Here is a 12,161-nt window from a genome sequence, read left to right as displayed (position 1 = left end):
TCTAAAATTCAGGGTTGTGAGTCGGTTGGAAGCGGTTCGTCGTGCAAACAGGCGGCAAGCAGCGCGACCCGGTCGACGAGTGCCTCGAGGTCCACGTATTCGAAGGTCTGGTGGGCTCCGTCGCCGACCGCGCCGAACCCGTCGATCGTGGGCGCGTGCTGGCTGGCGTCGTTGCCGTCGCTTGCCCCACCCGAGCGCGTCCCCTCGAGCGAGAGTCCGAGTCGGTCTCCGAGCGTCTGGACGCGTTCCCAGAGGCGTCGATTGCCTGCCGTCGGCTCCATCGGCGGCCGCCCGAATCCGCCGTCGATCGACAGTTCGGTCCCCGGCGTCGTCGCCTCGAGCGAGCGAATCTCCGCCGCGACGGCCTCGGCTGCCTCGTCGGTGGGTGCGCGGACGTCGACTTCAGCCCGTGCCTCCGGCGCGACGACGTTCGATCGCAGTCCCGCTTCCACCTGGCCGACGTTGACGGTGATACCCGAGTCGATGTCGGTGAGTTCGTGGAGCCGATGGATGACGGTCCCGAGTTCCTCCGTCGCGCTGGCCCCTTCTTCGGGCTCGAGCCCGGCGTGGGCAGCCTTGCCCTCGATCGTGACCGTGAAGTGGCCGACCGCTTTCCGTGCGGTCTTGATCTTGCCTTCTGGGCCGCTGGCGGGCTCGAGGACGAACACGCGGTTCGCCCGCTTTGCGAGGTCGATGATCCGGGACTTGGATTCGGGGCTCCCGATCTCTTCGTCGCTCGAGACGAGGACGTGAACCGGCAGCGACGGCTCGAGCGAGAGCTCGTCGAGGGCACGGAGCGCGAAGACGGCCTGTGCTAGGCCGCCTTTCATGTCGAGTGCGCCCGGGCCCTCGAGGACGTCGTCGCGAACTTCGGGTGGGTCCTCCTCGGCGGTGCCCAGCGGCCAGACGGTGTCCGCATGCCCGATCACGAGCTGGATCTCGTCGGCATCGTCTCGGCCCGGCGACCACGCCTCGAGCCGGCCGCCGGTCTCGTCGCCCGGAACGCGCTCGGTCTCCAGCCCGCTGTCGCGGAGGTCGCTCGCCAGCCGCTCGAAGAAGTCGTCGAACGTCTCGGGGTTCTCCGTGGGCGTCTCAAGCTCGACCAGCTCGAGGAGGTACTGCGACAGGTCCTCGCGATGTGCGTGTGCCCATTCCTGAATCCGCTGTTCGGCGGCGGATTCAGGCTCCGGTTCCGAGGCGGTCATCGCTTGAAGCCCTCCGGGAACGGGAACGCCTGGCTCTCGTTGATCGAAGCGAACCGGTCGGGGTAGAGGTGTGCCAACACCGGGGCCTGCTCTAACAGCGTCTCGGGCTCGATGTCGTCGCTGCGGTAGGCGTCGGTATGGACGTGTTTACCGACGACCGTGCCGGCGATGAGTTCGCCGTCGTCAAACTCGACGATCTGGTCGAGTTCGCACTCGAGGACGCCGTAGGCATCAGCCACGGCGGGCGCATCGACGGCGTCGGCGTCGACCGTATCGATTTCCGTCAGTGAGGGTTTGTCGCCCTCGGCGCTTCGGGGTGCCGCGGCGAGGCTGGCGTCGAGGATGTCGTCGGGCCGAGGGTAGCTGACGGTAAATGCTCCCGTGCGCTCGACGTTCCGGTACGTTTTGTGCTCGGGCGTACAGATGAACCCGAACTGGTCCGACCAGCCCAGCGGGATCGCCATGTGTTTCGGCGCTAAATCCTCCGAGCCGTCTTCGTCACGCGTCCCGACGATCACCAGCGGTGCCGCCGTATATAGCGTCTCGAAGAACGATTGGTCCGGCTGCAACGTGATGAGGTCGGGATCGTTCGAGAGAGTCATTCGGTTGGCCGTGAGTCACATAGACACCCACGGCCAATACTGGTTGTGTTAGTTATCCGAACGCTGGAATAACGCGGCCATTTGAAGGTCGATCAGATCGGACACCGCCATCGACGGCCGTGCGTGAACGCGAGCGAGCGCCCAGCGGTCGATGCCGCTGGACTATTTCAGTCGGAACGGGTTCTCGTCGTCACTGTCGTCTTCGTCCCCAGTCGACTCTCCCTCGTAGGGTTTTCGCGCCGTGATCGTGACCGTCGCCTCGGGATCGTCTTCGTCGGCCCACGGGCTGTCGTATGCCGAGAGCTCGAGATCGGTGACCTCCCAGCCCTCGGCTTCGATGAGCTCGACGAGCCGACGCTGGTCTGTGAGCATGTCCTCGTCCATACGTCGGCTTCGAGCGTGGGCGAGGTAGGTTTTCTGCCGGTTCGGCTCCGGGTCGCCCGTCACGACAGCTCGTCGAGCGTGACGAGTTCCTCGACGAGCGTCCGATGGGCGCGGCGAAGCCGCTCAGAGAGCGCCTGATGGGAGATGTCGAGTTCGTCCGAGAGTTCGTCCATGTCCATCTCGCGGGGAATCTCATAATAGCCGTACTCGAGGGCCGCGATCAGCGATTCGTACTGGGCGTCGGTGAGGCCGAACCGGCCATGGCGACGCTCCTCGAGTCGGTTGATACGCAAGATCTCGATGGAAAGTCCCTGCTCGGTCGCGAACTCGTAGGTACGCGAGAGTGCTGCCCGGTCGTCGAAAAGCATGCGGAACTGCCACCGCGTCTTCTCGACGGTTACGTCGAGCACCGTCGCGTGCGCGTCGGTCAACAGAGCGACCGTAACAGCGACGTCGTCGATCCACTCGATCCGGTACAGTGCGGTGTCGTCACGAGTGACGAGGCGGGTCGCGTCGTCGACGCTCGGATCGGCTGCCAGTGCGTCGTCGACGGCTGCAAGCGTCGATGAATCGGTGGCAAACCAGACGTACGGCATGACGTGTCCCGGATCGGCGGCGACGACGCGTTCGACCGCCACGTCGACGTCGGGCACCGCCTCGAGCGTGTCACCGAGTGCAACCTCGGCGGCAGGGACGGCGAGTTCCGCGATGGTACTCATGGGAGAGGGAACCACACGGAGCGGCATGAGAGTGGGGTCGAGCACGCTCTGCGACCGTCCGGCGCGGCACACGCTGCCCTGCAACCGAAATCGGTTACGAGACTCCGAACATGCCGGCGCACTTAAGCAGATTCGGATGCAAACGAGTAGCATGCTCACCGACGAATTCGGGCGGGAGGTAACCGGCGTCCGTGTCTCCCTCACCGATCGGTGTAATTTCGACTGTGTCTACTGTCACAACGAAGGGCTGGGCGACACCCGTGGGCCGATGGAGCCGGCGGACAACGAGATGAGCGCCGACGATGTCGTCCGCTTTCTCGAGGTCGTTGCCGAGTTCGACGTCGAGGCAGTCAAGTTCACCGGCGGCGAACCGCTGCTTCGACAGGACCTAGAGGAGATCATCGCACGCACGCCCGACGAGATGGAAGTCTCGCTGACCACGAACGGCTCCTTTCTCCCCGGCCGCGCCGAGAGCCTCGCAGACGCCGGCTTAGAACGGGTCAACGTCTCTCAGGACGCGCTCGATCCGGCTGACTTCGCCGAGATCACGAAAAGCGGGGCCTACGAGAAGGTCATCGAAGGCGTCGAGGCAGCGCTTTCCGCAGGGCTGGACCCGGTCAAACTCAATATGGTCGTCTTCGAGCATACGGCGGGCTACGTGCCGGAGATGGTCGATCATGTCGCCGAAAACGACGGGCTCCAACTGCAGTTGATCGAGTACATGCCCGAATTGACTGGCAAGCCGGAGTGGAACATCGAGATCGAGCGGGTCCACGGCTGGCTGGCCGAGCAGGCCGACGAGATCGAACATCGGGAGATGCACGACCGGAAACGCTACTGGGTGAGCAACGACGACGGCGAGGGTCGAGGAATGGTCGAGATCGTCGACCCCGTCGAGAACCCGACGTTCTGTGCGAACTGCCATCGGGTTCGGGTCACCCACGAGGGCTACTTGAAGGGCTGTCTGAATCGCAACGACGACCTCAAATCGATGGGCGAGATGACCACCTCCGAGATCCGCGAGGCGTTCCGCGACGTCGTCGCCAACCGGGTCCCCTACTACGGTGAGTACCTGATTCGAAACGACGAGGGTGAGTGGGAGCTAAACGAGAAGTACATCGAGGAGTACGCCGAGGCCTAACCATCGAGTTCCAGCGCTGGAGGCGTTTGGGCCACTAGGATGGGACTCGAGCGCGACAGATTCTGCAAGAGCGTCACACAATCGGCCGCTGTCTTTCGTTGCCCTTAAGTATTCGACGGGGGTAGGAGCGAGTGCAATACGTGTAGGGGAGCGATCCCCGAGTCCGGGAGGGCGATGATAGACCGACCGTGTTGTGGTAGCCAAGCGGCCCAAGGCGCATGGTTGCTAACCATGTGGCGTCAAGCCTCCGGGGTTCGAATCCCCGCCACAACGTCGGATCCTTCACTGGCGTTTTCCCGCCAGTCGATTTGCACCGCACGCAGACTAGAGACAGATACACGACATCATGAGCGCGGAAGAACCTCAAGAACAAGAAGACGACGAAGATCTCCGCTACTTCGTCCGCATCGGGCAAACCGACCTCGATGGGACGAAGTCCGTCGAGCGCTCGCTCACGGAGATGAACGGGATCGGTCGCCGGACCGCCCGACTCATCGCTGACGAAGCGGGCGTCGACCGAACGGCGACGTTCGGCCGACTCGACGACGACGTCATCGACGAGGTCGTCGAGGTCGTCGAGAACTACGCCAACGAAGTACCTGACTGGCTCAACAACCGCCAGGCGGACTTCTACACCGGCGAGACGACCCACGAGATCGGCAACGATCTTCAGTTGACTCGACAGCACGACATCAACCGGATGAAGATGATCGACTCCTACAAGGGCGTTCGCCACAAGCGCGGCCAGAAGGTCCGTGGACAGCGCACCAAGTCCACCGGTCGTACGGAGGGCACCATCGGAGTCAACGTCGAAGAGATCCGCGAAGAACAGGCTGAAGGCGGCGAAGAAGGTGAGGGCGAATAATGCCACTCGGCACCGACACCAAGCAGTACGAGACGCCGAATCACCCCTACCAGGGTGAACGCATCGCCTCCGAACACTCCCTTGTCGACCGCTACGGCCTCAAGAACAAAGAAGAACTCTGGCGTGCCCAGTCCGAGCTTCGCTCCTACCGGCGCGAGGCCCGTGACCTGCTCGGCCAGGCCCAAGGCGACGAAACCGTCATCCGCCGCTCCGAGGAGTTCCTCGGTCGGCTCAAGCGCGTCGGCATCCTCGACGAGACCGACGAACTCGGCGACGTCCTGTCGCTCGAGATCGAGGACGTCTTAGAGCGCCGACTGCAGACGGTCGTCTACCGATCCGGACTGGCGAACACGACCCAGCAGGCTCGGCAGTTCATCAGCCACGGTCACATCGTGGTCGACGGCCAGCGCCACAGCGTCCCATCCTACGTCGTCGACATCGACGAGGAGGACCTGGTGGCCTTCGACGAGAACAGTCCGCTCGCGGACGAACTTCACCCCGAACGCGCGGAGGGTCAGTAAACCATGAGCCAGGACGACGACAAGTGGGGCATTGCCCACGTGCACGCATCGTTTAACAACACCGTCATGACCGTGACCGACCTCACGGGCGCGGAGACGATCGCCAAGTCCTCCGGTGGGACGGCGGTCAAACAGAACCGCGACGAGGCGTCGCCGTACGCGGCCATGCAGATGGCCGAGTCCATCGCCGAAGAGGTCAAAGCGGCCGGCATCACGGGTCTGCACGTTCGCGTGCGTGGCCCCGGCGGCAACCTCCAGAAGTCCCCCGGTCCCGGTGCGCAGGCGACGATCCGCGCGCTCGCGCGCTCGGGCATCGAAATCGGGCGCATCGAGGACGTCACGCCGATCCCACACGACGGATCGCGCGCACCCAAAGGCAAGGGCGGCTACTAGATCATGACAGAGGAGTACGACGTCGAGTTCGTCGAACGCGAGGATCGTGAGGCACGATTCCTCGTTCGGGGCGTGACGCCCGCGTTCGCAAACGGCATTCGTCGCGCAATGGTCGCCGACGTCCCCACGATGGCGATCGACACCGTCCGGTTCGTCGAGAACTCGTCGGTGATGTTCGACGAGCAACTCGCCTTACGGCTCGGGCTCGTCCCACTGACGACGCCACCGGTCGGCGAGTTCGCCGAGGACGACACCGTCACGCTCTCGATCGACGTCGAAGGGCCGGCCACCGCCTACTCCGGCGATCTCGTCTCGAGCGACGAGCTCGTCCAGCCCGCGGATGAGAACATCCCAATCATCGAACTCAAAGACGACCAGCGCCTCGAGGCCGAGGCCGACGCCGTCTTAGACCGCGGGAAAGACCACGCCAAACATCAGGGCGGGGTCGCGGTCGGCTACCGACACCTCCAGCGCGTGGAGGTCGACGGTGATCTCCCCGAGTTCGAAGAACAGGAACGCCGGATCATCCGCGGTGTGATCGAAGACGACGGCGAACTCGTTCCCACGAGCGAGTTCGATCACGACCTCTCGAACCGATACCCGGACAAGCAGGTCCGGGTCGAGGACGTGCCCAACGCCTTCGTCTTCCACGTGGAGACGGACGGCTCCTTTACCGTCGAAGAGCTGGTCACGCGAGCTGCAGAGACGATCGCAGCGCGCGCGACCGAACTCGAAGACGCAGTACAGCTATAGATATGAACCGACGCCCCCGACCCGATCAGGACGCGCCGTTCGCCGACGCCGTGAGCGACGAGATCGGCGAGCGCTCGTCCACTGGAATCGAAAGGGGTTTGAAGGGGCGACGGATACGTGGAAGTGCGAGCAGGGATAGCCAAGTCAGGCCAACGGCGCAGCGTTCAGGGCGCTGTCTCGTAGGAGTCCGCAGGTTCAAATCCTGCTCCCTGCATCACTTCTCACGAATCGATTCCACCGTCGACGAGACACACGCGTGTGTCGTCGACGTGCCAACAGTTGCAGTATTTGGAGGAAACCAATGAGTAGCAAGACTAATCCGAGGCTCACCGATCTCATCGCCGAGCTGAAGTCGACGTCCCGCGAAGAGGACGCCGACGTCTGGCGAGACGTTGCGGATCGACTCGAGAAGCCCCGGCGCACCCACGCTGAGGTGAACCTGGGCCGCATCGAGCGGTACGCACGCGAAGAAGAGACTGTCGTCGTTCCCGGCAAAGTGCTGGGTTCCGGCGCACTACAGAAAAACGTCACCGTCGCCGCCGTCAACTTCTCTTCGTCCGCAGAGACGAAGATCGAACAGGTCGGCGAACCGGTACCGCTCGAGCAAGCGCTCGAAGAGAACCCAGAAGGCTCCGACGTCCGGGTGATTCGATGAGTCTCGCAGAGTTCGACGCCGATACCGTCGTCGACGCCAGTGACTGCATCCTCGGTCGCGTCGCCAGCGAAGTCGCCCAGCGCGCGCTGGACGGCGAGCGCGTCGCGATCGTCAACGCCGAGGACGCGGTCATCACCGGCGACAAAGAAGACATCTTCGAGACGTACCGCACGCGACTACAGCTTGGCTCCGACAGCGGGCCATACTACCCGCGGCGACCGGACACGATCTTCAAGCGGTCCGTCCGCGGCATGCTGCCGTACAAGAAACCCCGCGGCCGCGAAGCGCTCGACAGCGTCCGCGTCTACGTCGGCAACCCCTACGAGGACGACGACGAGCGCGACTCGGAAGTGCTCGAGGGAACGTCGCTGGATCGCCTATCGAACATCCGCTTCGTCCACCTACACGAAGTGTCCGAACAGTTAGGTGCTAACGTCACATGGTAACCAACACGAGTGGCAAGAAAAAGACGGCCGTCGCGCGAGCGACGGTCCACGAGGGCGAGGGTCGCGTTCGAATCAACTCCCAGCCCGTCGAACTGGTCGAACCCGAGATGTCCCGGCTCAAGATGCTCGAGCCGTTCCGCATCGTCGGCGAGGACCTGCGTAGTGAGATGGACATCGACGTCCGCGTCGAGGGAGGCGGCATCAGCGGTCAGGCAGACGCCGTCCGCACCGCCATCGCACGCGGCATCGTCCAGCACACCAACGACGCCGAACTCCGCGACGCGTTCATGGAGTTCGACCGGTCGCTGCTGGTCAACGACGTTCGCCAGTCCGAACCCAAGAAATGGGGCGGCCCGGGCGCTCGGGCGCGCTACCAGAAGTCCTACCGCTAAGGTGATCAACGCATGATGGTACCGGTCCGGTGTTTCACCTGTGGTAACGTCGTCGGCGAACACTGGGAGGAGTTCGACGAACGAGCCAACGAGGGCGACGAGGACCCCGAAAAGGTCCTCGACGAGCTCGGCGTCGACCGCTACTGCTGTCGGCGGATGCTCGTCAGTCACAAAGACCTGGTCGACATCGTCTCCCCGTACCAGTAACAATGCAACAACAACAGCACAACCGCTACGAGAAAGCACGCATCCTCGGCGCGCGAGCGCTGCAGGTCTCGTATGGCGCGCCGGTGTTGATCGAAACCGAGCAGACGGAACCGATCCTCATCGCCGCCGAGGAGTACGACGCTGGCGTGTTGCCGTTTACCGTCAAGCGGGGGTACGATCGTAAATGACACTCATCACAGATATCCGACTGCGACGCATCCTCGACTCGCGAGGCAATCCGACGGTCGAAGCCGATGTCGTGACCGAAAGCGGCGGCTTCGGCCGTGCTGCAGCACCGAGCGGTGCCAGCACTGGCGAGTACGAAGCCGTCGAGCGGCCGCCGTCCGAGGCGATCGCTGCGGCTCGAGAACACGCCGTGCCGCGGCTCGTCGGCGAGGTCTATGCGGGCAACCAGCGTGACGTCGACGCCGCACTGCACGCTGCCGACGGTACCGACGACTTTTCGGAGATCGGTGCCAACAGCGCGGTCGCCATCTCGATGGCCGCCGCGAAGGCCGGTGCCGACGTGCTCGGTGCCCCGCTGTTCCAGCATCTCGGTGGGACGTTCCGCGGCAACAACTTCCCGATTCCGCTCGGTAACGTCGTCGGCGGTGGCGAACACGCTGCCGACGCAACCGACATTCAGGAGTTCTTGGCGGCACCCGTCGGCGCACCGAGCGTCGAAGACGCCGTCTTTGCCAACGCGGCCGTCCACGCCGCCGTCTCTGACCTGCTGTCCGAGCGCGGCGTCCCCTGTGGCAAGGGCGACGAGGGCGCGTGGGCACCGTCGATCGACGACGGCGACGCGTTCGAAATCGTCGACGAGGCGGTTTCGATGGTCGAAGACGAGGTCGGCTTCGAGATCAAATTCGGCCTCGACGTCGCCGGTGCCGAGCTGTACGACGCCGATTCCGGTACCTACGAGTACAGCGACGGGAGCCGCGACACCGACGAGCAGATCGCGTACATCGCCGAGTTAGTCGAGGAGTACGACCTCGTCTACGTCGAGGACCCGCTCGACGAGGACGATTACGACGCATTCGCAGACCTCACCGACGAAGTCGGCGATCAGACGCTGATCTGCGGTGACGACCTGTTCGTCACGAACACCGACCGTCTCGTCGAGGGCATCGATCGCGACGCGGCCAACAGCATCCTGATCAAGCCAAACCAGATCGGAACGCTGACCGACGCGTTCGACGCGATCGAACTTGCAACCGAGAACGGCTACGACTCGGTCGTCTCTCACCGGTCGGGCGAGACCGAAGACGCGACGATCGCACACCTCGCCGTCGCGACCGACGCCCCCTACATCAAGACGGGTGCCGTCGGCGGCGAGCGAACTGCAAAGCTAAACGAGCTCATTCGAATCGCAGACGACGCGACATGACAGACAACGACGCAACCCAAGAAGGGCTCGACGCCGCCGAGGAGGAAACCGACGAGGAGCCAGCCGAAGGGGCTGGCCCCGCCGCCGAGGAGGACGTCGAGTCTGCAGCCGAACAGCCCGCCGACGCCGAGGGAGCCCCCGCGGCCGAGGCCGAAGAAGCCGACGACGCCGCCGAGGAGGACGCCGGTCCGACCCTCGACGACGACGTCATGTCCGACGAGGAAGCGGACCTGCTGATCCCCGTCGAGGACTACCTCGGCGCTGGCGTCCACATCGGGACCCAGCAGAAGACCGCCGACATGGAGCGGTTCATCCACCGCGTCCGGACCGACGGTCTCTACGTGCTGGACGTCTCGAAGACCGACGGCCGGATCCGCACGGCCGCGGACTTCCTCGCCAACTACGACCCCGAACAGATCCTGGTCACGTCCTCGCGCCAGTACGGTCGCTTCCCGGCCGAGAAGTTCGCCGAGGCCGTCGGCGCTCGCGCCCGCACTGGCCGCTTCATCCCGGGCACGCTGACCAACCCGAAGTACGACGGCTACATCGAGCCGGACGTGCTCGTCGTCACGGACCCGATCGGCGACGCTCAGGCCGTCAAAGAGGCCATCACGGTCGGCATCCCGGTCATCGCGATGTGTGACTCGAACAACCAGCTCAGCAACGTCGACCTCGTCGTCCCGACGAACAACAAGGGTCGCAAGGCCCTCTCGGTCGTCTACTGGCTGCTCGCAAACGAGGTCCTCGACCGCCGCGGCGCAGAGCCGTCCTACTCGCTCGAGGACTTCGAGAGCACGGTCTAACGTTCGACATCGGCGCTGTTCGTTTTCTCGCCGCCGTACCGCGCGTTCTATACGATAGCGACCGCGCTCCAATCGGACAACGGACGACAACGACGAGTGATATTGCTTGTTCTCATGATACATGTGGCGTAAACCCCCACACCCCCGCAAGGTTTACTATAGCGGGGGAGAATCAACGACAGCATGGTCAGTTTACCGTCGCGAACGAAAGCGAACGCGACCTCCCGATGGGATCGAGTGTTCGCCGTCCTCTCCGCCGAACCGCGGCGGCAGATCGTCGACGAACTCGTCGACGTTTCTGCAGGCGAATCGATCCCACTCCCGGAAGCGGTGGTAGACGGGAGCGCCTCGAGTGCGGCCGATCGATTGCGGCTCCGATTGTGCCACCACCATCTCCCACTGCTGGAAGCGGAGGGTGTCGTCCACTGGGAATCCGATCCATTACGCGCGTATCGCGGCCCTAATTTCGAAGAGGTGAGTGTCGTTCTCGAAAGCCTTCATGCGAACGCCACGGAGATTCCCGACCGACTGGTCATCGGCTGTGACTCGCTCGAGCAGGAGCGAGCGGGTGGCCATTCAAAATCCGGCGGCAACGAGTAAGCCAGACCCAAGACCGACGGTGGACGATAGTAGCCACAGACAGTCACTGACACCTGATCGCATGACAGCTGTGCGATCAGTGTGAATCGTTTCGAGTGTTCCTATACCGGTACCTCACGACGAACTGTCCTCGAGCAACCCCGCAACCAACTCTGCGGCATCGACGGCCGTCGTCCCGAAGACGTAGGTCGCGGGTTCGATCCCGAACGCGCCGCGATGGTAGGCGACGCGGGGAACCGACCCACGCTCTTCGAAGCGGCGTCTGAGGTGTTCGCCGCGGTCCTCGTAGGCGGCGTCGAACTCGAGTGGCTCGATACCCAGTTCCGTGGCGGCCGCGAGCAGGTCGTCGTCGGTAGCGACATTGGTCGCGCCACGGATACTCGAGTCGACCGTGTTGGCGGCGATGATCGCCGTCGCGACGTGTTTCGAGGCACTGAACTCGGGATTGGCCGGGATCTCGATCCGGCCGCCCATGGCGTAGATCCGGCCGGGGATCGCAGCGACATCGGTCTCGTCGGCTGGATCGGGCAGGCTCATCCCGACGTTGGTCCCGACGTTCGGGATCGAGTCGGCCATGCCAGGGATCGCAGCGAGCGTCCGCGCGGCGGTGCGGACGTTCGAGAGCACGTCGCGTTCGGCACGCACGTCGGGATCGAGCCCCCGAACGCAGAGATCACAGCCCAGTCCCTGTAACTCGGGCATCGCTTCCTCGTGGAGTTCACAGATCGGGCCGCGATCCTCGAGGGTGCGGATCAATGCGAGGAGTTCGGCGAGCGCGTCGTAGCCGTCTAGTTCGCCGCTTGCGAGGCCATCGGCGATCCGGTCGACAGTGGCGACGGTTTCGGGGTCGTCGCGAAAGCGGTCGTCGCCGCCACCCTCGCCGCCGACGTACTTGCTGACCGCGGCCTGGGTCACGCCGAGTTCGGCGGCGATTTCCTTCTGGGTCAGCCCACGGTCAGCGAGTCGCGTCGCCAGCATCGCTCGCACGGTCGGCAGGAACCGATCGACGACGAGTTCGCTCGGCAAGACGAGTGTCATACGACCGTCGTTCGGGCCCAGCGTTATAACTCCGCCTGCGTTCCGTC

18 protein-coding genes and 2 tRNA genes are annotated in these 12,161 nt (G+C 64.1%); 15 read left to right on the top strand and 5 right to left on the bottom strand.

The features are described from left to right. Positions 1-8: 8 nt before the first annotated feature. The 4 genes from BDK88_RS16315 to BDK88_RS16300 all read right to left on the bottom strand — a co-directional run bounded on the left by BDK88_RS16315 (position 9) and on the right by BDK88_RS16300 (position 2,910). Positions 9-1,205 (bottom strand): M20 family metallopeptidase, encoded by a 1,197-nt coding sequence (locus BDK88_RS16315; protein ID WP_130501355.1) that lies wholly within the window; start codon positions 1,203-1,205, stop codon positions 9-11. After that, the gene (locus tag BDK88_RS16310; protein WP_130501354.1) at positions 1,202-1,807 is read right to left on the bottom strand and encodes a flavin reductase; all 606 of its coding nucleotides are present in this window, start codon (positions 1,805-1,807) and stop codon (positions 1,202-1,204) included. The genes BDK88_RS16315 and BDK88_RS16310 overlap by 4 nt, the downstream gene beginning before the upstream one ends. A 162-nt stretch (positions 1,808-1,969) precedes the next feature. Then, positions 1,970-2,191, bottom strand: coding sequence for a hypothetical protein (locus BDK88_RS16305; RefSeq protein ID WP_130501393.1), 222 nt, complete (start codon positions 2,189-2,191; stop codon positions 1,970-1,972). 59 nt (positions 2,192-2,250) lie between these two features. Further along, the gene (locus tag BDK88_RS16300) at positions 2,251-2,910 is read right to left on the bottom strand and encodes a helix-turn-helix domain-containing protein (protein ID WP_130501353.1); all 660 of its coding nucleotides are present in this window, start codon (positions 2,908-2,910) and stop codon (positions 2,251-2,253) included. A 151-nt stretch (positions 2,911-3,061) separates the two neighbouring features. On the opposite strand from BDK88_RS16300, the gene moaA reads away from it, so the two are divergent. The 15 genes from moaA to BDK88_RS16225 all read left to right on the top strand — a co-directional run bounded on the left by moaA (position 3,062) and on the right by BDK88_RS16225 (position 11,076). After that, positions 3,062-4,051 carry a GTP 3',8-cyclase MoaA gene (gene moaA, locus BDK88_RS16295; protein WP_130501352.1) on the top strand — a complete coding sequence of 330 codons (990 nt, stop codon included), beginning with the start codon at positions 3,062-3,064 and terminating at the stop codon, positions 4,049-4,051. 190 nt (positions 4,052-4,241) lie between these two features. Further along, positions 4,242-4,324 (top strand) — tRNA-Ser (locus BDK88_RS16290). A 73-nt stretch (positions 4,325-4,397) separates the two neighbouring features. Continuing rightward, positions 4,398-4,916, top strand: coding sequence for a 30S ribosomal protein S13 (locus BDK88_RS16285; RefSeq protein WP_130501351.1), 519 nt, complete (start codon positions 4,398-4,400; stop codon positions 4,914-4,916). Then, the gene (locus tag BDK88_RS16280; protein WP_130501350.1) at positions 4,916-5,437 is read left to right on the top strand and encodes a 30S ribosomal protein S4; all 522 of its coding nucleotides are present in this window, start codon (positions 4,916-4,918) and stop codon (positions 5,435-5,437) included. Before BDK88_RS16285 ends, BDK88_RS16280 begins: the two co-directional genes overlap by 1 nt. Before the next feature lie 3 nt (positions 5,438-5,440). Next, positions 5,441-5,830, top strand: a complete 390-nt coding sequence (locus tag BDK88_RS16275) for a 30S ribosomal protein S11 (protein WP_008012909.1) — start codon at positions 5,441-5,443, stop codon at positions 5,828-5,830. A gap of 3 nt (positions 5,831-5,833) precedes the next feature. After that, positions 5,834-6,583 carry a DNA-directed RNA polymerase subunit D gene (locus tag BDK88_RS16270; protein ID WP_130501349.1) on the top strand — a complete coding sequence of 250 codons (750 nt, stop codon included), beginning with the start codon at positions 5,834-5,836 and terminating at the stop codon, positions 6,581-6,583. A gap of 129 nt (positions 6,584-6,712) precedes the next feature. Beyond that, a tRNA-Leu gene (locus tag BDK88_RS16265) sits at positions 6,713-6,797 on the top strand. A gap of 87 nt (positions 6,798-6,884) precedes the next feature. Then, a complete protein-coding gene (locus BDK88_RS16260; protein ID WP_130501348.1) occupies positions 6,885-7,238 on the top strand; it encodes a 50S ribosomal protein L18e in 354 nt (117 codons plus the stop codon). Next, positions 7,235-7,684 carry a 50S ribosomal protein L13 gene (locus tag BDK88_RS16255; protein WP_130501347.1) on the top strand — a complete coding sequence of 150 codons (450 nt, stop codon included), beginning with the start codon at positions 7,235-7,237 and terminating at the stop codon, positions 7,682-7,684. Before BDK88_RS16260 ends, BDK88_RS16255 begins: the two co-directional genes overlap by 4 nt. Continuing rightward, entirely contained in the window at positions 7,678-8,076 is a 399-nt protein-coding gene (locus BDK88_RS16250; RefSeq protein ID WP_008012916.1) for a 30S ribosomal protein S9, read from the top strand. Before BDK88_RS16255 ends, BDK88_RS16250 begins: the two co-directional genes overlap by 7 nt. A gap of 12 nt (positions 8,077-8,088) precedes the next feature. Beyond that, the gene (locus BDK88_RS16245) at positions 8,089-8,283 is read left to right on the top strand and encodes a DNA-directed RNA polymerase subunit N (RefSeq protein ID WP_008012920.1); all 195 of its coding nucleotides are present in this window, start codon (positions 8,089-8,091) and stop codon (positions 8,281-8,283) included. A 2-nt stretch (positions 8,284-8,285) separates the two neighbouring features. Continuing rightward, entirely contained in the window at positions 8,286-8,471 is a 186-nt protein-coding gene (locus BDK88_RS16240; RefSeq protein ID WP_008012923.1) for a DNA-directed RNA polymerase subunit K, read from the top strand. Continuing rightward, positions 8,468-9,673: a phosphopyruvate hydratase gene (eno, locus tag BDK88_RS16235; protein WP_008012924.1), complete on the top strand. Its 1,206-nt coding sequence runs from the start codon at positions 8,468-8,470 to the stop codon at positions 9,671-9,673. The genes BDK88_RS16240 and eno overlap by 4 nt, the downstream gene beginning before the upstream one ends. Further along, positions 9,670-10,476 (top strand): 30S ribosomal protein S2, encoded by an 807-nt coding sequence (gene rpsB, locus BDK88_RS16230; protein ID WP_130501346.1) that lies wholly within the window; start codon positions 9,670-9,672, stop codon positions 10,474-10,476. The genes eno and rpsB overlap by 4 nt, the downstream gene beginning before the upstream one ends. Before the next feature lie 183 nt (positions 10,477-10,659). Next, on the top strand, positions 10,660-11,076 hold the full coding sequence (locus tag BDK88_RS16225) for a hypothetical protein (RefSeq protein WP_130501345.1): 417 nt from the start codon (positions 10,660-10,662) through the stop codon (positions 11,074-11,076). A 114-nt stretch (positions 11,077-11,190) separates the two neighbouring features. On the opposite strand, the gene BDK88_RS16220 is transcribed toward BDK88_RS16225, so the two are convergent. Further along, entirely contained in the window at positions 11,191-12,114 is a 924-nt protein-coding gene (locus BDK88_RS16220) for a thiamine-phosphate synthase family protein (RefSeq protein ID WP_130501344.1), read from the bottom strand. Between the last annotated feature and the right edge of the window lie 47 nt (positions 12,115-12,161).

It is taken from the genome of Natrinema hispanicum, from assembly GCF_004217335.1.
GTDB classification, from domain to species: domain Archaea; phylum Halobacteriota; class Halobacteria; order Halobacteriales; family Natrialbaceae; genus Natrinema; species Natrinema hispanicum.
Note: the sequence above shows the minus strand (reverse complement) of the source record. Positions and strands in the feature narration are given on the sequence as shown.

Bases quoted from the DNA above. Each gene is read 5' to 3' on its own strand.
- BDK88_RS16220 (WP_130501344.1), bottom strand. From the start codon at position 12,114: ATGACACTCGTCTTGCCGAGCGAACTCGTCGTCGATCGGTTCCTGCCG.
- BDK88_RS16280 (WP_130501350.1), top strand. From the start codon at position 4,916: ATGCCACTCGGCACCGACACCAAGCAGTACGAGACGCCGAATCACCCC.
- BDK88_RS16310 (WP_130501354.1), bottom strand. From the start codon at position 1,807: ATGACTCTCTCGAACGATCCCGACCTCATCACGTTGCAGCCGGACCAA.
- moaA (WP_130501352.1), top strand. From the start codon at position 3,062: ATGCTCACCGACGAATTCGGGCGGGAGGTAACCGGCGTCCGTGTCTCC.
- BDK88_RS16255 (WP_130501347.1), top strand. From the start codon at position 7,235: ATGAGTCTCGCAGAGTTCGACGCCGATACCGTCGTCGACGCCAGTGAC.
- rpsB (WP_130501346.1), top strand. From the start codon at position 9,670: ATGACAGACAACGACGCAACCCAAGAAGGGCTCGACGCCGCCGAGGAG.
- BDK88_RS16305 (WP_130501393.1), bottom strand. From the start codon at position 2,191: ATGGACGAGGACATGCTCACAGACCAGCGTCGGCTCGTCGAGCTCATC.
- BDK88_RS16270 (WP_130501349.1), top strand. From the start codon at position 5,834: ATGACAGAGGAGTACGACGTCGAGTTCGTCGAACGCGAGGATCGTGAG.
- eno (WP_008012924.1), top strand. From the start codon at position 8,468: ATGACACTCATCACAGATATCCGACTGCGACGCATCCTCGACTCGCGA.
- BDK88_RS16275 (WP_008012909.1), top strand. From the start codon at position 5,441: ATGAGCCAGGACGACGACAAGTGGGGCATTGCCCACGTGCACGCATCG.
- BDK88_RS16300 (WP_130501353.1), bottom strand. From the start codon at position 2,910: ATGAGTACCATCGCGGAACTCGCCGTCCCTGCCGCCGAGGTTGCACTC.
- BDK88_RS16240 (WP_008012923.1), top strand. From the start codon at position 8,286: ATGCAACAACAACAGCACAACCGCTACGAGAAAGCACGCATCCTCGGC.
- BDK88_RS16285 (WP_130501351.1), top strand. From the start codon at position 4,398: ATGAGCGCGGAAGAACCTCAAGAACAAGAAGACGACGAAGATCTCCGC.
- BDK88_RS16250 (WP_008012916.1), top strand. From the start codon at position 7,678: ATGGTAACCAACACGAGTGGCAAGAAAAAGACGGCCGTCGCGCGAGCG.
- BDK88_RS16225 (WP_130501345.1), top strand. From the start codon at position 10,660: ATGGTCAGTTTACCGTCGCGAACGAAAGCGAACGCGACCTCCCGATGG.
- BDK88_RS16260 (WP_130501348.1), top strand. From the start codon at position 6,885: ATGAGTAGCAAGACTAATCCGAGGCTCACCGATCTCATCGCCGAGCTG.
- BDK88_RS16315 (WP_130501355.1), bottom strand. From the start codon at position 1,205: ATGACCGCCTCGGAACCGGAGCCTGAATCCGCCGCCGAACAGCGGATT.
- BDK88_RS16245 (WP_008012920.1), top strand. From the start codon at position 8,089: ATGATGGTACCGGTCCGGTGTTTCACCTGTGGTAACGTCGTCGGCGAA.